Genomic DNA, 19,892 nt, shown 5'->3' on the forward strand with positions numbered 1-19,892 from the left:
TCTTCCCGTTGTTCAGCGGACGCCGGCCAGTTCCAGCTCGGCGGCGCGATGGCAGCTCACGTATCGTCCCGAGGCCAGCGGCGTCAGCTCCGGCCGTTCCACGCGGCAGCGGTCGACGGCATAGGGGCAGCGGGGATGGAAGGCGCAGCCGGGCGGTGGGTTGGCGGGGTCGGCCACCTCGCCCTGCGCCACGCGTCGGCGGCCGCGCCGTTCCGGGTCGGGCGCGGGGACGGCGGCCAGCAGCGCCTCGGTATAGGGGTGGAGCGGCGCGCGGTAGAGCGCGTCGGTCGGCGCGACCTCGACGATGCGGCCCACATACATCACCGCGACGCGATCGCTGACATGGCGCACCACGCTGAGGTCATGCGCCACGAAGAGCATGGAGAGGCCGAGCCGGTCCTGCAGGTCCAACAGCAGGTTGATGATCTGCGCCTGCACCGAGACGTCGAGCGCCGAGACGGGCTCATCGGCCACGACCAGCCGCGGGTTCAGCGCCAGCGCGCGCGCGATGCCCACCCGCTGCCGCTGCCCGCCGGAGAAGGCGTGCGGGAAGCGGATGCGCGCGCTCTGCGGCATCTGCACCAGCTCCAGCAGCTCGGAGACGCGGTCGCGCCGCTCGGCGGCGGGGACGCCGTTGACCTTCAGCGGCTCGGCGATGATGTCGCCGACCATCATGCGCGGGTTCAGGGACGCGTAGGGGTCCTGGAAGATCATCTGGATATGACGGCGCAGCGGCCGCACCTGGCGCTTGGGCAGAGTGGCCAGGTCCACCGTCTCGCTCTCGCTGGTGGCGAAGCGGATGGAGCCGGACGTCACGGTCAGCGCGCGCAGGATGCAGCGCGAGACCGTGGTCTTGCCGCAGCCGCTCTCGCCGACCAGGGCCAGCGTCTCGCCCTGGGCGATATGGAAGCTCACGCCGTCCACCGCGCGCACGCGCCCGACCTCGCGCCGCAGGAGCCCGGCGCGGATCGGGTAATGCTTCTTCAGGTCCTGGACTTCGAGGAGATTCATTCCGCGGCCATTTCGTTCTGGTCCACCTTGAAGCAGGCCGCACCCGCCTGGCCGGGCGGGACCGGCCTCGGGGTCTGTTCCGTGCAGAGCGCGCCCAGCTGCTCGGTGCAGCGGGGGTGGAAGGGGCAGCCCGTGGGCCGCGCGCCCGGATGCGGCACCGCGCCGCCGATGGTGGAGAGGCGCTGGCGCGGCGTGGCCAGGATGCTCGGCACTGCGCGCAGCAAGGCCCGGGTGTAGGGGTGGCGCGGCGCGGCGAAGACCTCCTTCACCGGCGCGAACTCCACGACGCGGCCGAGATACATGACGGCCACCTCGTCCGCCATTTCCGCGATCACCCCCATGTCGTGCGTGATGAGCATGAGCGCGATGTTCTTCTCCTCCTGCAGCCGCCGCAGCAGGTCGAGGATCTGCGCCTGGGTCGTGACGTCGAGCGCGGTGGTCGGCTCGTCCGCGATGACGATCTCGGGGTCGCCGGCGAGTGCCATGGCGATGCCCACGCGCTGGCGCAGGCCGCCCGAAAGCTCGAAGGGATAGGCGGAGATGCGCGTCTCCGGCCGCGGGATCCCGACCTCGCGCAGCAATTCTATGGCGCGGTTCCTGGCTTCGGCCTTGGAGATGTCGGCGTGCTGGAGCACGGCCTCCATGATCTGGTTGCCCACCGTGTAGTGCACGCTGAGCGCGGTCATGGGCTCCTGGAAGATGAGGCCCACGCGGCCGCCGCGCACCCCGCGCATCTCCTTGGATTCCGGATCGAGCTGCGCCAGGTCGACCTCGCGCGGCGTGCCGGGGTCCAGCAGCATCCGCCCGGCGGTGATGCGGCCCGGCCGGTCGACGATGCGCAGGATGGAGCGCGCGGTGACGGACTTGCCGCAGCCGCTCTCCCCCACGACGCCGAGCGTGCGCCCGGCGTGGAGATCGAAGCTCACCCCGTCCAGCGCGCGCACGACGCCCTGTTCGGAGACGAATTCCACCGCGAGGTCGCGGATGGCGAGTGCCGTGCGGTCAACCATAGGGATCCGCCGCGTCGCGCAGGCCGTCGCCCAGGAAGTTGAAGGCCAGGATGACCAGCGTCACCGGGATGGCCGGGATCAGCAGCCAGGGCGCGCCCGAGAGGACCTGGATGTTCTGCGCGTCCTGCAGCAGGATTCCCCAGCTGACCGCCGGCGGCCGCAGGCCCAGGCCCAGGAAGCTCAGCGACGTCTCGCTGATGATCATGGCCGGCAGCGCGAGGCTGGTGGCCGCGATGATGTGGCTCGTGAAGGAGGGCAGCATGTGGCGGAAGATGATCCGCCCCTGGCTCGCGCCCGAGAGCTCGGCCGCCACCACGAAATCCTCCTCGCGGAGCGCCAGGAACCGGCCGCGCACGACGCGGGCGAGGTCCGTCCAGCCGATCAGCGAGATGATCAGGGTGATGGCGAAATAGACCTGGATCACGCTCCAGGTGCGGGGCAGGGCGGCGGCGAGCCCCATCCAGAGCGGGATGGTCGGCACGGATCGCAAGACCTCGATGATCCTCTGGATCACCAGGTCCACCCAGCCGCCATAGAGGCCGGATATGCCCCCCAGCAGCACGCCGAGGAAGAGGCTCAGCATCACGCCCGCCAGGCCGATGGAGAGCGAGACGCGCGTCGCCACCATGATGCGCGAGAAGAGGTCTCGCCCCAGCTGGTCCGTGCCGAGGAGGAAGATGCTCTCGCCCGGCCGCGCGCCTTCCACGCCGAAGAGATGGCGGTCCGTCTCGATGAAGCCGAAGAGGTTGTAGGTGTAGCCGCGCACGAAGAGCCGGACCGGCAGCTTGCGCGAGGGATCGGGCGCGTAGCTCAGCTGGAAGGTGCGCGGGTTGCGCACGCCGCGCAGGCCGTAGACATGCGGGTTGAAGCCGCTGTCGTCGAAGAAGTGGATGCCCTGCGGCGGGATGAAGCTGCGCCGGGCATCGGTGGCCTGCGGGTCGGTCGTCGCCAGGAAGTCGGCGAAGATGGCGACCATGTAGAAGAGGACGATCACCACCATGCTGGCCAGCGCCAGCTTGTGCTTGCGGAAGCGCCACCAGGTGAGCTGCAGCTGCGTGGCCTGGGCGTAGCGCGCCTCGGCCGCGGCGGCCTTGGCGTCCAGCGGTGCCTGGGTATCGACGGCGGCGCTCATTTCAGCGGCCCTCCAGGCGGATGCGCGGATCGATCCACATGAGCAGCATGTCCGAGATCAGCGTGCCGATGACGGTCATCACCCCCAGCAGCAGCACGATGGCGCCGGCGAGGAACATGTCCTGCGCGACCAGCGCCTGCAGCAGCAGCGGCCCCACTGTCGGCAGGCCCAGCACCAGCGAGACGATGATGCTGCCCGAGACGAGGTAGGGGAACAGATAGGCCAGCGAGCTCGCGAAGGGATTGAGTGCCGCGCGCACCGGGTATTTCAGCACGGCGCGGCGCTCGGTCAGGCCCTTGGCTCGGGCGGTGACGACATAGGGCTTCCGCAGTTCGTCCAGCAGGTTGGCGCGCATGATGCGGATGAGCTGCGCGGTGCCCGCCATGGCCAGCACGGCGGCGGGCAGGGGCAGGTGCTTGATGAGGTCCCAGGCGCGCGCCCAGCTCCACTCCGCCTGCGCGTATTCCGCCGAGAACAGCCCGCCGACATTCAGCCCGAGATAGCGGAAGCCGAGATACATCAGGATCAGCGCGAGCAGGAAATTCGGGATCGCCAGCCCGATGAAGCCCAGCGTCGTGAAGATGTAGTCGCCGATGGAGTACTGCCGCATCGCCGAGTAGATGCCGATCGGCAGCGCGATCATCCAGGTGAGGAACAGCGCCGAGACGGAGACGGCCATGGTGAGCCAGAGCCGGTCGCCGATCACCTCCGTCACCGGCCGGCGCCAAACCATGGAGACGCCGAAATCGCCGTTGAGCACGCGGCCCATCCAGATGCCGTATTGCACCACCACCGGACGGTCGAGCCCGTATTCCTTGCGCATCGCCTCGGCCTGGTCGGCGGAAACCGAGCTGCCGCTGGCGGCGAGGTTGGCGATGTAGGCATCCACGAAATCGCCCGGCGGCAGCCGGATGATCACGAAGGTGAAGATGGAGATGAAGACGCAGGTGATGAGCGCGAGGCCGAGCCTGCGCAGCAGATAGATCACCATGGGCGTGCGGGGCCTGGCGACGTCACGACGTTGTTCCTCCGGCCGCGACGGTCGATGCCGCCGCGTGTCCATGAGGCAGTAGATCGTCACATGCGACGACAGGCAAGCGGGGGTCGTCGTCGAAACCCGTCCCGTGCGTTCAGCTCAGTGACAAGGCAGGGAGATGTGGGCAGGAGAACGCTTCGGCACGATCTGCGAGGCGTTGGGGCCGCACCGGGTTAGAGGACGTCCGGCATCACCCAGGGCTCCTCGTTCACGTTGCCCACGCGCCAGTCGGGCCCGTGCTTTTCGAGCCGCGTGACCGAGAGGTTCTTGATCGAGAAATGCAGCGCCTGGTGCGCGTCCAGCCGCAGCGCGTGGGCCAGCGCCGCGCGGATGCTCCCGCCATGGGCGACGATCACGACGTCCTGCCCCACGAAATCCCGCGCCAGACGCTCCATCACCGGCGCGACCCGGTCGCGGAGGTCGTCGAAGCTCTCGCCACCCGGCGGGCGCTCGGCCGCCGCGTGGGGCCAGAAGGGATGCGGGGGCAGGCTGAGATAGGTGGCGAAATCGTCATGCGTGGCGCCCTGCCACTCGCCCATCGACTGCTCGGCCAGGGCGGGTTCGAGCTGCAGCTCCTGGTCGGGGTAGCCGGCGGCGAAGATGGCGGCCGCCGTTGCCTGGGTGCGGACCAGCGAGGTCGCGACCCAATGGGCCGGGCGGGGCAGGCGGGCGGCCAGCCAGCGGTAGAGGTCGGCCTCGCCCTGCACGGTCGTGTCGCAAAGGGGCACATCCATGCTGCCGTAGATGACGGCCCGGGCCGAAACCTCCACCAGCGCGTGGCGGACCAGGGTGAAGCGTGTGACGTCCATGCCCCAAGCGTGTAGCGGCGCGGCGCCTCGCCTGATAGCCATGGGGCATGCCGATCGTATCGCTGCTGCGCGAACGCCGCTTCCTCGTCATGCTCGCGCTGGGCTTCGCCGCCGGCGTCCCCCTGCCGCTCACGGGCTTCGTGCTGCGCCAGTGGTTCTCGGAATCCGGGATATCGCTGGCCGCCATCGGGTTCACGGCGCTGATCGGGCTTTCCTATTCGCTGAAATTCCTCTGGTCGCCCGTCATCGACCATGCGGCCCCGCCGATGTTCCGACGGCTCGGGCGGCGGCGTGGCTGGCTCGCGTCCATCCAGCCGCCGCTGATCCTGGCCATCCTGGCGCTGGGCCTCACCGACCCCGCGAGATCCGCTGCGCTGACGGCGGGGGTGGCGGTCCTGGTGGCCTTCCTTTCGGCCAGCCAGGACATCGTGGTCGATGCCTACCGCATCGAGATCCTGGAGGAGGAACAGCAGGGCTACGGCTTCGCCTGCTACGTCTGGGGCTATCGCTTCGCGCTGCTGGCCGCCAGCGGCGGGGGGCTGGCGCTGGTCGGCACCATCGGCTGGTCCGGTGCCTTCGCTTATTGCGCCGCGCTGGTCGCCATTGGCTTCGTCGCGGTCCTTTTCGCCCCCGAGCCCGCGGCGGCGGCCCCGGCCGAGCCGATGGGCTGGGCCCGGCGCGTCCGCACCGCCGTCATCGACCCCTTCGCCGACTTCATGAAGCGCCGCTACTGGCTGGCGATCCTGCTTTTCGTCGGCCTGTTCAAGCTGGGCGAGGCGCTGGCCGGCATCATGACGGCACCCTTCTACCGGGAGATCGGCTTCTCGCGCGGCGAGGTCGCGGCGGTGGGCAGCGTCTTCGGCCTGTTCATGACGCTGGGCGGCGTGCTGGCGGGGGGCTGGTTCGTCTCCCGCATCGGCACGGGGCGGGCGCTGGTGATCACGGGGCTGGCGCAGATGCTCTCGAACCTCATGTACGTGGCGCTCTATTCCACGGGCCGGGACATGGGGATGCTTTACGCCCAGGTCGGGGTCGAGAACTTCACGGACGGGCTAGCGGACGCGGCCTTCGTCACCTACCTCACGGCCCTCACCAACCGGGCCTTCAGCGCCACGCAATACGCACTTCTCTCCTCGCTGGCGGCGGTGCCGCTGCGCTTCCTGGGCGGATGGTCCGGGCAGCTGGCCGAATGGCTGGGCTGGCGCAGCTTCTTCCTGCTGACCACGGCGGCCGCGCTGCCCGCCCTCTGCATCATGCTCTGGCTGCTGAAGCGCCTGCCGCCCCCGCCCAGAGTCCCCGCCGAACAACTGGTGCCGGTCCCCGAGACATGAACGCCCTCTGGCTCACGCCCCTGCTGCTCATCGGCAGCAACATCCTGATGACCTTCGCCTGGTACGGGCACCTCAAGGCGCCTTCCTGGCCGCTCTGGGTCGCCGTGCTGGTGAGCTGGGGCATCGCCTTCTTCGAGTATTGCCTGGCCGTGCCCGCCAACCGGATCGGCTATGGCACCTTCACGGGCCAGCAACTGAAAGTGATGCAGGAGGTTATTACACTGGGCGTCTTCGCCGTCTTCAGCGTCACCTTCCTCGGCGAGCAGCTTCGCTGGACTTACTTTGCCGCAATGGGGTGCCTGATCATGGCGGTGGTGTTCATCTTTCTGCCCGTGGATTGATCGGACTTATTCACAGCTTCTTCGCATCTGCGGGACTTGCGGCGCGGGATTCGACTGCCATAGCCTACCAGTGGTGGTGAATCGCGAAGCGAACCCCAATCCCTGGGCCTTGGGGGAGGTCCGCGGGTCGCTACGCCGAGCTGGGGCATGGCCCCGCCACTCGTGAGCCGGGTCCGCCCGGGACATGGCTCGCGCACCCAACCGGGCTCATAGGGGAGTGCCACATGTCCGGAATGCTGGCAGAGGTTGCCGAAGACAGGTCAACCAACCCACTCGACGTCCTGGAACAGATCCTGATCGCGAACGACTGGATGTTCGAACGCCGCTCCGACGGCGAGATGGCGGCGGAAGCCCCCGGCAAGTGGTGCAACTACACCCTCTTCTTCTCCTGGGCGCCCGAGATCAGCGCCATGCATTTCTCCTGCGCCTTCGACGTGAAGGTCCCCGACCATCGGCGCGGCCCGCTCTTCGAACTGCTCGCCATGGCGAATGAGCGCCTCTGGATCGGTCATTTCGGCCTGGAATCCGACGAGGGCGTCCCCGTCTTCCGCCATGCCGTGCTGCTGCGCGGCGCCCCGGGCGCCTCGGCCGAATCGCTGGAGGACATGGTCGATATCGCCGTCACCGAGTGCGAGCGCTTCTTCCCCGCCTTCCAGTTCGTCCTCTGGGGTGGAAAGGCGCCCGGCGAGGCGCTGGACGCCGCCATGCTGGATTGCGTGGGCGAGGCCTAGGCCCAAGCCGCTCCAGGTGGCGGATCCGCCACCTGGGGTTACCAGGAAAAGGGCCGCGGCGGTGATGTCGGCCACCGTGGCGGCCTCGAACCGGCCGGGCGAGGGACGCAGGACTCCCTTGCGGCGTGGGAGCCGCTAGACTGCGCGAAACCACTCGCCAGGATTCACGCATGTCGCTTCCTCCCCTCCTTCTCATCGGCTGCGGCAAGATGGGCGGCGCCATGCTGGCCGGGTGGCTGGAGCAGGGGCTGCCGCCGGAAACCGTGGTGGTCGAACCCTATGCCGGCTCGGTCGCGGCTTTTGCTGGCCGCGTCCGCCACGTGGCCTCCATTGCCGAGATCCCGGCCGATTTCGTCCCCGGCGCCGTCATCCTCGCCACCAAGCCGCAGGAGGCGCCGAACGCGCTGCCCGCGCTCGCGCATTTCGTCCGGCCCGCGACGGTCTTTGTCTCCATCATGGCGGGCAAGACGGTCGCGGTGATGCGCTCGCTCCTCGGCGGCGACGCGCATGTTGTGCGCGCCATGCCCAATACGCCGGCCGCCGTGCGCCTTGGCTTCACGGTCGGCTTCGCGGGGCCGGGCGTCACGCCCGCCCAGCGCGAACTGGCGGACAAGCTGCTGTCTGCCATCGGCGAGGCCGCCTGGGTGGATGACGAGAAGCTGATCGACCCCGTCACCGCCGTCTCGGGCGGCGGCCCGGCCTATGTCTTCCTGCTGGCCGAGGTGATGGAGAAGGCCGCGATCTCGCAGGGGCTCCCGCCGGATCTCGCCCGCCGAATGGCGCGGGCCACGGTCTCGGGCTCCGGCGCGCTGCTGGCGGCCAGCACAGAGGATGCGTCCACGCTGCGCGTCAACGTCACCAGCCCCAAGGGCACGACAGAGCGTGCGTTGGCCGTGCTCATGCGCCCCGAGGCCTGGCCGGCCCTGATGGAGGAGGCCATCGAGGCCGCGACCGCCCGCTCGCGGGAGCTTGCCGCGGGATGATCCAGGCCGCGCCCGATCCGCGAGGGCGGCAACGCCGGAGCGGTGAATCGGCCGCGCGGATAGCCGCGGGGATGTGAGCATGACTGTCGCCCTCGCGACCATCGGCTTCACCAGGACCACCGCCGAGCGCTTCTTCGAGCGCCTCGGCGGCGCCCAGGTGAAGCGGGTGATCGACGTGCGGCTGCACAACACCTCGCAGCTGGCGGGCTTCGCGAAATCGGATGATCTCGCCTGGTTCCTGAGGACCATCAACGGCACCGGCTATGTCCATGCGCCGGAACTCGCCCCCACCGAGGAGCTGATGAAGTTCTTCAAGACGGACAAGGGCGATTGGAAGGTCTTCGAGCGCGGTTTCCGCGCACTGATGAAGGAGCGGAGGATCGAGCGCGAGCTCAAGCCCTCCTTCTTCGCGGGCGGCTGCCTGCTTTGCTCCGAACCGACCGCCGAGCGCTGCCACCGGCGGCTGGTGGTGGACTATCTGAACGAGCATTGGGGCGGGGAGCTGAAGGTCACGCACCTCTAGCCCCCAACCGGCTTGCAAAACGGCACGGCCCCCCTTACCAACGCCGCCACATCAAGAGTTGGGCCGACGCCCGACGCCAACCTGCTCTCCCGGGCAAGGTGGCGCTCCCCCGAACGGGGGAGGATGTGGCCGAACCGGCAATCCAACGGGTCCAGCCACATAGCGTCCGTCCCGCTCCTGACTGGGGAGGGTGTTTGGGCTCTATGCCGATCAAGGTTCCTGACGATCTGCCTGCACGCGCCACGCTCGAGGCCGAGGGCGTGATGGTCATGCGCGACGCCGATGCCATGCGCCAGGACATCCGCCCGATGCGGATCGGGCTGCTCAACCTGATGCCCGACAAGATGCGGACCGAGACGCAGTTCGCCCGCCTGCTGGGTGCGACGCCGCTCCAGGTCGAGCTGACGCTCGTGAAGATCACCAATCACGTCGCCCGCAACACGCCGAGCGAGCACATCATCTCCTTCTACCGCGATTGGGAGGACGTACGGGCCGAGCGCTTCGACGGCTTCATCATCACCGGCGCGCCGCTCGAGACCATGCCCTTCGAGCAGGTGACCTATTGGGACGAGCTGCGCCGGATTTTCGACTGGACGCAGACCCATGTGCACGGCTGCTTCAATGTCTGCTGGGGCGCGCAGGCGGCGGTGCACCATTTCCACGGCATGCCGAAGCACGCGCTCAAGGCGAAGGCCTTCGGCGTGCACCGCCACCGCAACCTGGCGCCGGCCTCTCCCTATCTGCGCGGCTTCTCCGACGATTTCGGCATCCCCGTCTCCCGTTGGACGGAGGTGCGGCGGGAGGACATTCCGGCGGGCAGCGGCATGAGCGTGCTGATGGATTCGGAGGAGGCCGGCCTCTGCCTGCTGGACGATCCGGCACACCGCGCGCTGCACATGTTCAACCACATCGAGTATGATTCCAGCTCGCTCGGCGAGGAATACGCGCGCGACGTTGCGGCGGGGAAGCCGATCGCCGTGCCGGTGGGCTACTTCCCTGGCGACGATCCCACGAAGAAGCCGCAGAACCACTGGCGCAGCCACGCGCACCTGCTCTTCGGCAACTGGATCAACCAGCTCTACCAGACGACGCCCTTCGATCTGCGGGAGATCGGCCGGAAATCTTGATTTTCCCGTAGGTTCGGGGTAGTGTCGGCACATCAACGCCCGGGGTCCGCCCCGGGCGTTTTTTCGTGCGCGCATGAGTAAGGTAGTAAGATGGTAAGATAGTAAGGCGAACTCAGCAGGCTTCGCCGGCGGCCCAGCCGCTCGACCAGGCCCATTGGAAATTGTAGCCGCCGAGCCAGCCGGTCACGTCCACCGCCTCGCCGATCACGAAGAGGCCGGGTACCGATTTCGCACTCATGTCCTTCTGCGACAGCGCGGCCGTGTCCACGCCGCCCAGCATCACCTCGGCCTTGGCATAGCCCTCGGTGCCGGAGGGACGCAGCTCCCAGCCCTTGAGCAGCGCGGCCAGCGCGTTGAGCGCGCGGTCCGTCACATCCGCCATGCGCGTGCCGGGCAGATGCCGCTCGGCCAGGGCCTGGGCGAGGCGCGTGGGTAGGCGCTCGCCCAGGATGGTGCGCGGCTCGGCGCGGGGGCGGGCACGCTTGGCGGCGAGGAGCCACTCGGCGGCATCCTGCCCGGGCAGCAGGTCGAGCCGGATCGCCATGCCCTCGCGCCAGTAGGAGCTGATCTGCAGGATGGCCGGCCCCGAGAGGCCGCGATGCGTGAACAGCATCGCCTCCGGAAAGCGTGCCTTGCCGCATTGCGCGACGATGGGCAGCGCGACGCCGGAGAGCGGCTGCATCAGCGCGAGATCCTCGCCGCCGAAGGTCAGCGGCACCAGGCCGGGCCGCCGCTCGACGAGGCCGAGGCCGAAGCGCTTCGCGACATCATGCGCGAAGCCGGTGGCGCCCATCTTGGGGATGGAGAGGCCCCCGGTCGCCAGCACCAGCGATTCCGCGCGGAAGGTGCCGGCGCTGGTTACGACCGCGAATTCCGTGTCGCGCGAGATATCGGTGACGCGCGTGTCGAGCCGCACCTCCACGCCCGCCGCCGCGGCCTCGGTGAGCAGCATGGCGACCACCTGCCGCGCCGATCCGTCGCAGAAGAGCTGGCCCAGCGTCTTCTCGTGCCAGGCGATGCGGTGCCGCTCGATCAGCGCGAGGAAGTCGCGCGCGGTGTAGCGCGCGAGGGCGGATCGCGCGAAATGCGGGTTGGCGGAGAGGAAGCGCTCCGGCCGCACGTCGAGATTGCTGAAGTTGCAGCGCCCGCCGCCGGAGATGAGGATCTTCTTCCCCGCGGCCTCGGCATGGTCCAGCAGCAGGACGCGGCGGCCCCGCTGCCCGGCGCGGATGGCGCACATCAGGCCCGCCGCGCCAGCGCCCAGCACCAGCGCGTCGTACCTCATGACGAGGTCAGAGCCCGACGCCGACCCGCCGGCTGTTCGAGGCGCGGAGGTTCCGCAGCCGCGCCAGCGCCCAGAGCGGGAAGATGCGGCGATAGCCGTGGTAGCGCAGGTAGAAGACGCGCGGGAAACCGGTGCCGGTATAATCCTCCTCGGCCCAGTCGCCATCGTCCTGCTGGTTGCGCATGAGCCATTCGGCACCGCGCTGCACGGCCGGGTGATCGGCCTCGCCGGCCGCCATGAGGCCCAGGATAGCCCAGGCCGTCTGGCTGGCGGAGGAGGCGACACGCTCATGCCCGTCCGGGCGGGTGCCGCCGCGCGAGGGATAGCTCATGCCATCCTCGCCCCAGCCGCCATCTTCGTTCTGGTTGGCTACCAGCCACGCCACCGCGCGCCGCATCGCCTGGTGGCCGTGCGAGAGCCCGGCGGCGTTCAGCGCCGTGAGAGCGGACCAGGTGCCGTAGACATAGTTCACGCCCCAACGCCCGTACCAGGAGCCATCGGCCTCCTGCTCGCGCAGCAGGTACTCGATCGCGGCCTTGGCCGTCGCTTCCTCGCCCTTGCCGAGCTGCGCCAGCATGGCGAGGCAGCGGCCCGAGACGTCGGCCGTCGGCGGGTCCAGCAGCGCGCCGTGGTCGGCGAAGGGGATGTGGTTCAGGTAGTGGAAGGTGTTGTCGGCGTCGAAGGCGCCCCAGCCGCCGCCGCGCGACTGCATGCCCTCGGTCCACTCCGTGGCGCGCGCCGCGGCCCCGGCATACTGCGCGCCTTCGCCCGTCTCGCGGCGGAAGCGGTCCATGGCCAGCACCACGACGGCCGTGTCGTCCACGTCGGGGTAGTGGGCGTTCTCGTACTGGAAGGCCCAGCCGGCGGGCTTGAGGTTCGGACGCTGCCAGGCCCAGTCGCCCTGCACGTCCTTGATCTCCTTGGTCAGCAGCCAGTCGAGGCCCCGCGCGACGGAGGCGCGCTCGGCTTCGCCGCCGGCCTCCAGCAGCGCGTGGCTGGAGAGCGCGGTGTCCCAGACGGGCGAGAGGCAGGGCTGGACGTAGGTCTCGTCGTCACGTTCCTGCACCAGCTTCTCGATGGAGGCCCAGGCGGTGACGAGACGCGGGTCGTCCTCGGCCACACCCAGGCAGTGGTACATCATCACGGCATTGGCCATGGCGGGGTAGATGGCGCCGAGCCCGTCCTCGCCGTTCAGCCGCTCCGTGACGAAGCGCTCGCAGGCAGCCTCGGCCCGCATGCGGTGGGTGCGGGGGAAGAGCTTGCGCGCACGGTGCAGCGCCGCGTCGAGGCCCTTGAAGATGGTGGCCCAGGGCTCCTGCTGATGCATGCCGCCGGCCCATTCCTTCACCTGGTCGGGCGGGGTGACGAAGAGCTCCTGAACCGAGGCGCCGGTCGGGTTCTGCGCCTGGGGCCGGCGCTCGATGACCACGGTCAGCGGCACCAGCACGGTGCGGGCCCAGTAGCTGATCTTGCTGACGTGGAAGGGGAACCACTTGGGCAGCAGCATGATCTCGGGCGGCATCATCGGCACGGCCCGCCACGGCACGGCGCCGAAGAGCGCCAGCGTCGCGCGGGTGAAGACGTTGCTGCGCTCGGCGCCGCCGGCCGCCAGGATGGCGCGGCGGGCGGCCTGCATGTGCGGCGCGTCGGCGGAATCGCCGATCATCTTCAGCGCGAAATAGGCCTTCACCGAGCAGGAGATGTCGAGCGGCCCGCCATGGAAGAGCGGCCAGCCCCCGGCGCAATTGCCGAACTGGTCGGCCTGGACGCGACGCAGGTAGCGGCCGATGCGCGCCTCGCGCTCCGGCTGGCGGCGGCCGAAGAAGTGATGGAGCATGACGTATTCGGAGGGGATGGTCGCATCCGCCTCCAGTTCGAAGACCCAATGCCCGTCGGGACGCTGGCGCGACAGCAGGTTGCGGGAGGCAGCATGCACGGCCCGCTCGAGCATCTCGGTGTCCAGGCCGGGCACCTCGCCCGCGCTCGCTTGCTGACCGGACTGGATATTCAACGCAACGAACCCTTTACCACAGGGGACAACCCTGACTTGCATGCATAGAGATTTCGCGGCCGGTCCGGAAGGGCCGCAGCGGCCAAATCATTGACGCGAGAGGGGTTCGCCCTTCCAGAGCCCGCCCTGGCCACGCCATTCCGCGCGGGCCGAATCCAGGGTGAAAAGCATGTAGGCCGCCGCCACCAGCGGCAGCGCGAGGCCGCGGAGCGGCGAAAGCCCGAAGCGCATCAGCATGGGCGCGAAGGCCACCGCCATGGCCGCCCAGGCCAGCGCCCCCAGCGCCTGCGCCCAGCCGGAGGCCAGAAGGGTCAGCAGCGGCGGCGCCAGGAAGACCAGCGCCAGCGCCAGAACCATCCCGGCCAGGACCAGCGGATTGTAGAAGAGCTGGGCATAGGCCGTGCGGACCACCATGGCGCGGATGGTCGCCACGTCGTCATAGGCGCGCAGCGAGCGAACGCGGTCGGTCAGGCCCAGCCAGATCCGCGAGCCGCCTCGCTTCATCAGCGCGGCCAGCGAGCAGTCGTCGATGATGCGGCCCCTGATGGGCATGAGGCCGCCCCGCGCCTCGAAGGCCTCCCGGCGCAGCAGGACGCAGCCGCCCGCCGCGGCCGCCGTGCGGGCCCTCGGGTCGTTGGACCAGCGGAAGGGGTAGAGCATCTGGAAGAAGAAGACGAAGGCCGGGATCAGCCATCGCTCCGGCCCGCTCTCGCAGCGCAGCCGCGCCATCAGGGAGACGAGGTCCCGCCGGTCGGCGATGGCGCGGGCGACCAGCCGGCGCAGGCTGTCGGGCCCGTGGGCGATGTCGGCATCGGTGAAGAGGAGGAATTCGTGGGCCTCGCCCGCTACGGCCTCCAGCCCCTGCTGGAGGGCATGGAGCTTGCCCGACCAGCCGGGCGCCTTGCCCGAGCCGGTGACGACCAGCAGGCGCTCGTCGCCCGCTGCCCGCGCGAGATCGCCCGTGCCGTCGCTGCTGCGGTCGTCCACGACCACGAGGCGGAGCGGCCCGGGATAGTCCTGCGCCACCAGGCCCCGCACGGTGGCGGCGATGGTCTCGGCCTCGTTGCGCGCTGGGACGATGGCGCAGACGGCGGGCCAGGAGGCGGGCTCCGGCAGGCTCCCGGCGTCGCGGTCGTCGTCCCGGCAGAGCCAGAAGAAGCCCCGGCCGAAGATCAGGACCAGCCAGGCGATGCAGGCGGCCAGCGCGACCCAGATCACTTGCGCAGCATCCCCTCTCGCTCGAACCAGGCGATGGCGTCCATCACCCCCTCCTGCCAGGGGCGGGAGGAGAAGCCGAGCACCCGGGCGGATTTCGCGGGCGAGAAGAACATGTGGTGCCCGGCCATGCGCAGCCCGTCGACCGTCAGCATGGGCTCGCGCCCCGTGACGCGGGCCACGGCCTCGGCGGCATAGGCCAGCGGGAAGAGGGGCGCGCGCGGCAGGCGGAAAGGCTTCCGGTGGCCGCAATGGAGCGCGATGAACTCCAGCATGGTCGCGAGCGAGACATCCTGCCCGCCCAGGATATGCCGCTCACCCACCACGCCATGGTCGAGCGCGGCGACGCAGCCCGCGGCGCAATCCTGCACATGGACGAGGTTGAGCCCGGTATCGACATAGGCGGGCATCTTCCCGCGCGCGGCCTCCAGGATGACGCGGCCGGTGGGCGTGGGCCGGCGGTCGTAGGGACCGATAGGGGTGGAGGGATTCACGATGACGGCGGGCAGGCCCTCGCGTCGGACCATGTCCTCGACCACGCGCTCGGCTTCGGTCTTGCTGGCCTTGTAGGGACCGATGGCCTCCTCGGGAGTGGCGGGGTCGTCCTCGGTGGCGGGGGAGCCGTCGGGGCGGGGCTTCAGCGTCGCGACGGAGGAGACATGCACGATTCGGGGCACCCCGGCTTCCAGGGCCGCGCGCATCACGGCCTCGGTCCCCGCCACATTGGTGCTGCGCATCCGCCGGGGGTCCGGCACGAAAATCCGGTAGTCGGCGGCGGCGTGGATGACGCCCCCGGCGCCGTCCATGGCGTAGCGCAGGCTCGCCTGATCCGTGACGGTGCCGAGGGCGTAGGAAATATCCAGGCCCTTCAAGGACTCGCGAGGAGTCTGCGGACGGACGAGGGCGCGGACCTTGTGGCCCTCCGCCAGGAGGGCGCGCGCCAGGGAGGCGCCGAGGAAGCCGGTCGCCCCGGTGAGCAAGATCGTCGTGGGACGCATGCCTCCCTTGTGGCCGAGCGCAAAGCCATGGTCCAGACCGCGGGAATGCCTATATTTGGGTCATGCATACCCGCCGATTCCTCTTGCTGGCCCCTGGCCTGCTGGCCTTCGCGACGCCCGCCCTGGCGCAGGGCGGGCCGGTTCAGGTTGTGGAGAACTTCCACAACGCCCTGCTCGGCATCATGCGGAACGCGAGCCAGCTTGGCCCGCGCGGACGCTATGAGCGGCTGGCGCCCATTATGGCCCAATCCTTCGACCTGGCGGCGATGACGCGCATCGCGACCGGCTCCAACTGGACCGCGCTGCCGCCGGCCGAACAGGCGGCGCTGGCCGACGCCTTCACGCGCTGGTCCATCGCGACCTATGCGGCGCGCTTCGACGGCTATTCGGGCGAGACCTTCCAGACCATCGGCACGCAGACGCTGGCCAATGGCGACACGCTTGTCCGCACCCGCCTGAACCGGACGGATGGCGAGCCGGTGATCCTCTCCTACCTGCTGCGTGGCGCGCAGCCGCGCATCGTGGACGTCTACCTGACCGGCACGATCAGCGAGCTCGCCTCCCGCCGCTCGGAGTTCGCGGCGCTCATCCGCGAGGGCGGCGTGCCCCGCGTGATGCAGGAGCTCGAGAGCCGCACGGCGCGCCTCCTCGCCTGAGGCGGGCGCCGGCACGATAGCGAGGATCGGCCGGCTTTCCCTGTGCTAGGCTGACGGCATGACGCCGTCCAAGCCCAGGAGCTTCCGCGAGTTCTGGCCCTTCTACGTGGGCGAGCATCTCGACGCGCGGAATCGTCTTCTGCACTTCATCGGCTCCTCCGCCGCGATCGCCTGCCTGCTGGTCGCCGCCGTGACCGGGCAGCCCTGGTGGCTGCTCGCGGCCGTCGTGGCCGGCTACGCGCTGGCCTGGATCGGCCACTTCACCATCGAGCGGAACCGGCCGGCGACCTTCCGCCATCCCTTCTACAGCCTGCTCGGCGACTGGAAGATGTTCGCCCTGATGCTCACGGGCCGGATGGAGCGCGAGGTCGCGCGTATCCGCGCAGGGCGGCCCTAAGCACCTGAGTCGCCGGCTCTCCGCCTTGGGCATTCCGGGTGGAACGAACGAAACGTCCCGTGCTTCGACAGGCCTCTCAAATGCGCGGTTGCGCCCGTGCGCCCGATCGGCTTCTTTGTCTATAAGTCACTGATAATCTTCAATTTATTGAAGATATCTACAGATTTACCGATGAAGAGGTGAAGAGTGGTTCACATATTGATGCGTGCGGCGGTCCCCGGCTTCTCGGCCCTTCTGATCCAGGCGGCGGCGGCTCAGGAAGCGCCTTCGGAACCCATCGAGCTCGACCCCATCGTCGTCCAGTCCACGCGGCTGGAGGCGGCCCGCGCCAGCATCGCGCCCAGCCTCGGCGCCAGCGTGACCCGCATCGACCGCGACACGATCGAGCGCCTGCCCCAGGGCGCGGCGGCCTCGCTCAACCAGGTGCTGCTGCAGGCGCCCGGCGTGGTGCAGGAAGCGCAGGGCGACCTCCATGTGCGCGGCGACCACCGCAACCTCCAGTACCGCATCAACGGCGTGACCATTCCCGAGGCGATCAGCGGCTTCGGCCAGCTCTTCGACGCGCGCGGCATCAGCTCCGTCTCGCTCATCACGGGCGCCCTGCCGGCGCAGTTTGGCTATCGCACTGCGGGCATCGTGGACATCACGCTGCGCTCCGGCATCACGGATCCTGGCGGCAGCGCCAGCCTCTATGGCGGCAGCTTCGGCAATTTCCAGTCCAGCCTCGCCTATGGGGGCGCCGTCGGGCCCTTCGAGTACTACGTGACGGGCAGCTACCTGCGCAGCGACCGCGGATTCGAGAACCCGACCAGCTCGCCCAGCTCCATCCACAACACGACCGAGCAGTTCCGCGGCCTCGTGAACATGTCCTACCTGCTGGACGACCGCACGCGCGTGGCCTTCATCGGCGCCACCAACCAGTCGCGCTTCGAGCGGCCGAACGTGCCGGGCCAGCCCTCGCTCTACACGGTCTATGGGCAGGATTTCTACGACAGCGCCGCGCTGCGCGCGCGCCAATGGCAGCGCGCCAGTTTCGGCGTGCTGGCGCTCCAGCACTCGCGCGAGACGCTGGACGTGCAGCTCTCCGCCTTCCTGCGCCAGACCTCCATCAGCTACGTGCCCGACGCGCTGGGCGAACTCATCCTCTCGGGTACTGCCGCTGAGGTTCGCAAGACCAACTACTCCGCCGGCCTGCAGGGCGACGCGTCCTGGCGCTTCGCCGATCGGCACACGCTGCGCACGGGCTTCTTCGCCTCCTACGACCTGACGCGGAACATCTCCAACAGCACGGTGCTGCCGCTGAACGCGGCGGGCATGGCCTATGACGCTCCCTTCACCATCCAGGAGCGCAACCGCCTGCACGGCCAGCTCTATGGCCTCTACGTGCAGGACGAGTGGCGGCCCACCGACGAGGTGACGGTGAATTTCGGCGGCCGCTTCGATGCGATGAGCCAGCAGGTGAACGCGACGCAGCTCAGCCCCCGCGTCAACGTGGTCTGGCGGCCGGGCGAGAACACCACCATCGCCGCCGGATATGCGCGCTACTTCACGCCGCCGCCCTCGGAACTGCTGACCGCGCCCGCGCTGCCGCTCTACGCCAACACCACGCTGGCGCCGGAAGTGCCCATCGCCAGCGCGCCCCGGCCCGAGCGAGCGCACTACTTCAACCTCGGCATCCGCCAGAAGATCGGCGAGGGGCTGACGCTAGGCGCCGAGGCCTTCTACCGCGACGTGCGCGACATGCAGGACCTCGGCCAATTCGGCAGCGCCTATATCTTCTCGCCCTACAACTACCGGCAGGGCCGCGTCTTCGGCACGGAGCTGACGGCGAATTACCGGCAGGGGCCGTGGCTGCTCTACGGCAACCTCACCATCTCGCGCTCCGAGGGGAGGGGGCTCGTCTCCAACCAGTATTTCTGGAGCGCGGCCGAACTCGCGCAGGTCGAGCGGAAATTCGTCCGCACGGATCATGACCAGCTGCTCACCGGCTCGGCCGGCGCCTCGTACCAGCCGTGGGATGGGGGGACCGTCTCCTCCACCCTGCTCTACGGCAGCGGCATGCGGCGCGGCTTCGCGAACAGCCAGGTCGTGACGCCCTATGTGACCGTCAATCTCGGCCTTTCGCAGGAGTTCGAGATCGCCGGCGGCGGGAAATGGACCGCGCGGCTCGACGTGATCAACCTCTTCGACCGCAGCTACCAGCTGCGCGATGGCACGGGCATCGGCGTGGGCGCGCCGCAATACGGCATGCGCCGCGGCATCTTCGCCGGCCTTTCGCGCGCCTTGTAACCGGCACGCCGGATGCCCGCCGCCCGTACGCTCGATAGCCTCTTCACCCCGGCCGCACCCGGCCAGCGGGACAAGGAGGTCGCGAGCCTGCCATGGAGCGTGGCCGCCGGCTCCTCGCGCAGGTTGCGGGGCGGTGCGTTCGCAGGCGCCGTGCTGCTGCATCTCGGCGTCTTCGGGCTTGTGCTCTGGTTCACCGCGCCGCGCCGGCCGCCGGATGTGGCGGAGCCCGCGACCATGGAGGTCGTGCTCGAAGCACCGGGCGAGACACCCGCTCCCCAAGAGGAGGCGGCGCCCCCCGTCACGGAGGAGCCGGCGGAAACGGTGGAACCACTCCCGCCGGAACTGGCGGCACCGCCGGAACCGCCTCCAGCGGAGCCGCCCCCGCCAGAACCTCCCCCGCCGGACGCGCCTCCGCCGCCACCTCCCCGCGCCGAGGCGCCGCCGCCGCCACGTCCCGTTCCGCCCCGCCCGGCCCAGCCCCCGCGGGAGCGCCGGGCGGCCCCGACGCAGCCTGGGCCGGCCACGCCCGCGCCCGGGCCGTCGCAGGCCGCGCCCGCCGTGCCATCGGGGCCGCCGGTCCTGACCCTGGCGCGCTTCCGCCGACCGCCCTCGCCACCCGAATATCCGCTCGCGGCGCGGGAGCGCGGGATTTCCGGCGTCGCCCTTATCCGCGCCCTCGTCGGCGCGGATGGCGAGACGCGCGAGGTGCGGCTACATCGCTCCAGCGGCCATGCGATCCTCGACAACTCGGCGCTGGCGGCGGTGCGGCGATGGGCCTTCGCGCCCTCGGCGCGGGACGGCCGGGCCATCGAGGCCTGGATCGAAGTCCCCATCCGGTTCGAGCTTCGCTAGGCCTTCCCAAGACGTCATTGAGCTTGCCGCGGCGCTCGGAACGAGGCTTCAATGTGCCGTGCAATGATGATTGGTTACAGGCGGTTCGGCGGTATTTCTTCACGAGGCATCGGATTCTAGGGTGCCCGGCGCATGCCGGAGGCCTTCCCCGGCCG

Annotated in this window: 19 protein-coding genes and 1 riboswitch; of the genes, 10 read left to right on the forward strand and 9 right to left on the reverse strand. The window is 69.6% G+C overall.

The features are described 5' to 3' along the window. Positions 1 to 12 precede the first annotated feature (12 nt). The 5 genes from WJM96_RS15280 to WJM96_RS15300 all read right to left on the reverse strand — a co-directional run bounded on the left by WJM96_RS15280 (position 13) and on the right by WJM96_RS15300 (position 4,998). Positions 13 to 1,011 (reverse strand): ABC transporter ATP-binding protein, encoded by a 999-nt coding sequence (locus WJM96_RS15280; protein ID WP_424813379.1) that lies wholly within the window; start codon positions 1,009 to 1,011, stop codon positions 13 to 15. Beyond that, positions 1,008 to 2,021 (reverse strand): ABC transporter ATP-binding protein, encoded by a 1,014-nt coding sequence (locus WJM96_RS15285; protein WP_424813380.1) that lies wholly within the window; start codon positions 2,019 to 2,021, stop codon positions 1,008 to 1,010. The genes WJM96_RS15280 and WJM96_RS15285 overlap by 4 nt, the downstream gene beginning before the upstream one ends. Then, positions 2,014 to 3,153 carry an ABC transporter permease gene (locus tag WJM96_RS15290; RefSeq protein ID WP_424813381.1) on the reverse strand — a complete coding sequence of 380 codons (1,140 nt, stop codon included), beginning with the start codon at positions 3,151 to 3,153 and terminating at the stop codon, positions 2,014 to 2,016. Before WJM96_RS15290 ends, WJM96_RS15285 begins: the two co-directional genes overlap by 8 nt. Position 3,154: 1 nt before the next feature. Then, the gene (locus WJM96_RS15295) at positions 3,155 to 4,234 is read right to left on the reverse strand and encodes an ABC transporter permease (RefSeq protein WP_424813382.1); all 1,080 of its coding nucleotides are present in this window, start codon (positions 4,232 to 4,234) and stop codon (positions 3,155 to 3,157) included. Positions 4,235 to 4,362: 128 nt separating this feature from the next. Further along, the gene (locus WJM96_RS15300; RefSeq protein WP_424813383.1) at positions 4,363 to 4,998 is read right to left on the reverse strand and encodes a histidine phosphatase family protein; all 636 of its coding nucleotides are present in this window, start codon (positions 4,996 to 4,998) and stop codon (positions 4,363 to 4,365) included. A gap of 47 nt (positions 4,999 to 5,045) precedes the next feature. Here WJM96_RS15300 and WJM96_RS15305 point away from each other — a divergent pair, with 47 nt between their 5' ends. The 6 genes from WJM96_RS15305 to WJM96_RS15330 all read left to right on the forward strand — a co-directional run bounded on the left by WJM96_RS15305 (position 5,046) and on the right by WJM96_RS15330 (position 10,034). Then, positions 5,046 to 6,329 (forward strand): AmpG family muropeptide MFS transporter, encoded by a 1,284-nt coding sequence (locus WJM96_RS15305; protein ID WP_424813384.1) that lies wholly within the window; start codon positions 5,046 to 5,048, stop codon positions 6,327 to 6,329. Next, on the forward strand, positions 6,326 to 6,670 hold the full coding sequence (locus tag WJM96_RS15310; protein ID WP_424813385.1) for a DMT family protein: 345 nt from the start codon (positions 6,326 to 6,328) through the stop codon (positions 6,668 to 6,670). The genes WJM96_RS15305 and WJM96_RS15310 overlap by 4 nt, the downstream gene beginning before the upstream one ends. Before the next feature lie 224 nt (positions 6,671 to 6,894). Next, positions 6,895 to 7,401, forward strand: a complete 507-nt coding sequence (locus WJM96_RS15315; RefSeq protein WP_424813386.1) for a YbjN domain-containing protein — start codon at positions 6,895 to 6,897, stop codon at positions 7,399 to 7,401. Positions 7,402 to 7,571: 170 nt separating this feature from the next. Then, positions 7,572 to 8,384 (forward strand): pyrroline-5-carboxylate reductase, encoded by an 813-nt coding sequence (proC, locus tag WJM96_RS15320; RefSeq protein WP_424813387.1) that lies wholly within the window; start codon positions 7,572 to 7,574, stop codon positions 8,382 to 8,384. A gap of 79 nt (positions 8,385 to 8,463) precedes the next feature. Continuing rightward, positions 8,464 to 8,907: a DUF488 family protein gene (locus tag WJM96_RS15325; RefSeq protein WP_424813388.1), complete on the forward strand. Its 444-nt coding sequence runs from the start codon at positions 8,464 to 8,466 to the stop codon at positions 8,905 to 8,907. 43 nt (positions 8,908 to 8,950) lie between these two features. After that, positions 8,951 to 9,062: riboswitch (SAM-I-IV-variant riboswitch) on the forward strand. Between the two features lie 48 nt (positions 9,063 to 9,110). Further along, the gene (locus WJM96_RS15330; protein WP_424813389.1) at positions 9,111 to 10,034 is read left to right on the forward strand and encodes a homoserine O-succinyltransferase; all 924 of its coding nucleotides are present in this window, start codon (positions 9,111 to 9,113) and stop codon (positions 10,032 to 10,034) included. Positions 10,035 to 10,146: 112 nt separating this feature from the next. Here the strand turns inward: WJM96_RS15330 and WJM96_RS15335 are convergent, their stop codons facing one another. From WJM96_RS15335 to hpnA, 4 genes are all read right to left on the reverse strand, one after another. After that, positions 10,147 to 11,319 (reverse strand): NAD(P)/FAD-dependent oxidoreductase, encoded by a 1,173-nt coding sequence (locus tag WJM96_RS15335; protein WP_424813390.1) that lies wholly within the window; start codon positions 11,317 to 11,319, stop codon positions 10,147 to 10,149. A gap of 7 nt (positions 11,320 to 11,326) precedes the next feature. Then, positions 11,327 to 13,324: a squalene--hopene cyclase gene (gene shc / locus WJM96_RS15340; RefSeq protein ID WP_424813605.1), complete on the reverse strand. Its 1,998-nt coding sequence runs from the start codon at positions 13,322 to 13,324 to the stop codon at positions 11,327 to 11,329. A 93-nt stretch (positions 13,325 to 13,417) separates the two neighbouring features. Further along, entirely contained in the window at positions 13,418 to 14,548 is a 1,131-nt protein-coding gene (locus WJM96_RS15345) for a glycosyltransferase (RefSeq protein ID WP_424813391.1), read from the reverse strand. Beyond that, on the reverse strand, positions 14,545 to 15,543 hold the full coding sequence (hpnA, locus tag WJM96_RS15350) for a hopanoid-associated sugar epimerase (RefSeq protein ID WP_424813392.1): 999 nt from the start codon (positions 15,541 to 15,543) through the stop codon (positions 14,545 to 14,547). The genes WJM96_RS15345 and hpnA overlap by 4 nt, the downstream gene beginning before the upstream one ends. Before the next feature lie 62 nt (positions 15,544 to 15,605). Here hpnA and WJM96_RS15355 point away from each other — a divergent pair, with 62 nt between their 5' ends. The 4 genes from WJM96_RS15355 (at position 15,606) to WJM96_RS15370 (ending at position 19,737) form a co-directional block, all read left to right on the forward strand. Continuing rightward, on the forward strand, positions 15,606 to 16,199 hold the full coding sequence (locus WJM96_RS15355) for an ABC transporter substrate-binding protein (protein ID WP_424813393.1): 594 nt from the start codon (positions 15,606 to 15,608) through the stop codon (positions 16,197 to 16,199). Positions 16,200 to 16,257: 58 nt separating this feature from the next. Further along, positions 16,258 to 16,596, forward strand: a complete 339-nt coding sequence (locus tag WJM96_RS15360) for an Mpo1-like protein (protein ID WP_424813394.1) — start codon at positions 16,258 to 16,260, stop codon at positions 16,594 to 16,596. Between the two features lie 201 nt (positions 16,597 to 16,797). Beyond that, positions 16,798 to 18,885 carry a TonB-dependent receptor gene (locus tag WJM96_RS15365; RefSeq protein WP_424813395.1) on the forward strand — a complete coding sequence of 696 codons (2,088 nt, stop codon included), beginning with the start codon at positions 16,798 to 16,800 and terminating at the stop codon, positions 18,883 to 18,885. Between the two features lie 12 nt (positions 18,886 to 18,897). After that, on the forward strand, positions 18,898 to 19,737 hold the full coding sequence (locus tag WJM96_RS15370) for an energy transducer TonB (protein ID WP_424813396.1): 840 nt from the start codon (positions 18,898 to 18,900) through the stop codon (positions 19,735 to 19,737). Positions 19,738 to 19,892 lie beyond the last annotated feature (155 nt).

The sequence above is a fragment of the Roseococcus sp. YIM B11640 genome, assembly GCF_049727625.1.
In the GTDB taxonomy this organism is placed as follows: domain Bacteria; phylum Pseudomonadota; class Alphaproteobacteria; order Acetobacterales; family Acetobacteraceae; genus Roseococcus.

Bases quoted from the DNA above. Each gene is read 5' to 3' on its own strand.
- WJM96_RS15280 (WP_424813379.1), bottom strand. From the start codon at position 1,011: ATGAATCTCCTCGAAGTCCAGGACCTGAAGAAGCATTACCCGATCCGC.
- WJM96_RS15285 (WP_424813380.1), bottom strand. From the start codon at position 2,021: ATGGTTGACCGCACGGCACTCGCCATCCGCGACCTCGCGGTGGAATTC.
- proC (WP_424813387.1), top strand. From the start codon at position 7,572: ATGTCGCTTCCTCCCCTCCTTCTCATCGGCTGCGGCAAGATGGGCGGC.
- WJM96_RS15360 (WP_424813394.1), top strand. From the start codon at position 16,258: ATGACGCCGTCCAAGCCCAGGAGCTTCCGCGAGTTCTGGCCCTTCTAC.
- WJM96_RS15290 (WP_424813381.1), bottom strand. From the start codon at position 3,153: ATGAGCGCCGCCGTCGATACCCAGGCACCGCTGGACGCCAAGGCCGCC.
- WJM96_RS15310 (WP_424813385.1), top strand. From the start codon at position 6,326: ATGAACGCCCTCTGGCTCACGCCCCTGCTGCTCATCGGCAGCAACATC.
- WJM96_RS15335 (WP_424813390.1), bottom strand. From the start codon at position 11,319: ATGAGGTACGACGCGCTGGTGCTGGGCGCTGGCGCGGCGGGCCTGATG.
- WJM96_RS15325 (WP_424813388.1), top strand. From the start codon at position 8,464: ATGACTGTCGCCCTCGCGACCATCGGCTTCACCAGGACCACCGCCGAG.
- WJM96_RS15315 (WP_424813386.1), top strand. From the start codon at position 6,895: ATGTCCGGAATGCTGGCAGAGGTTGCCGAAGACAGGTCAACCAACCCA.
- WJM96_RS15330 (WP_424813389.1), top strand. From the start codon at position 9,111: ATGCCGATCAAGGTTCCTGACGATCTGCCTGCACGCGCCACGCTCGAG.
- WJM96_RS15355 (WP_424813393.1), top strand. From the start codon at position 15,606: ATGCATACCCGCCGATTCCTCTTGCTGGCCCCTGGCCTGCTGGCCTTC.
- WJM96_RS15305 (WP_424813384.1), top strand. From the start codon at position 5,046: ATGCCGATCGTATCGCTGCTGCGCGAACGCCGCTTCCTCGTCATGCTC.
- WJM96_RS15370 (WP_424813396.1), top strand. From the start codon at position 18,898: ATGCCCGCCGCCCGTACGCTCGATAGCCTCTTCACCCCGGCCGCACCC.
- WJM96_RS15365 (WP_424813395.1), top strand. From the start codon at position 16,798: ATGCGTGCGGCGGTCCCCGGCTTCTCGGCCCTTCTGATCCAGGCGGCG.
- hpnA (WP_424813392.1), bottom strand. From the start codon at position 15,543: ATGCGTCCCACGACGATCTTGCTCACCGGGGCGACCGGCTTCCTCGGC.
- WJM96_RS15300 (WP_424813383.1), bottom strand. From the start codon at position 4,998: ATGGACGTCACACGCTTCACCCTGGTCCGCCACGCGCTGGTGGAGGTT.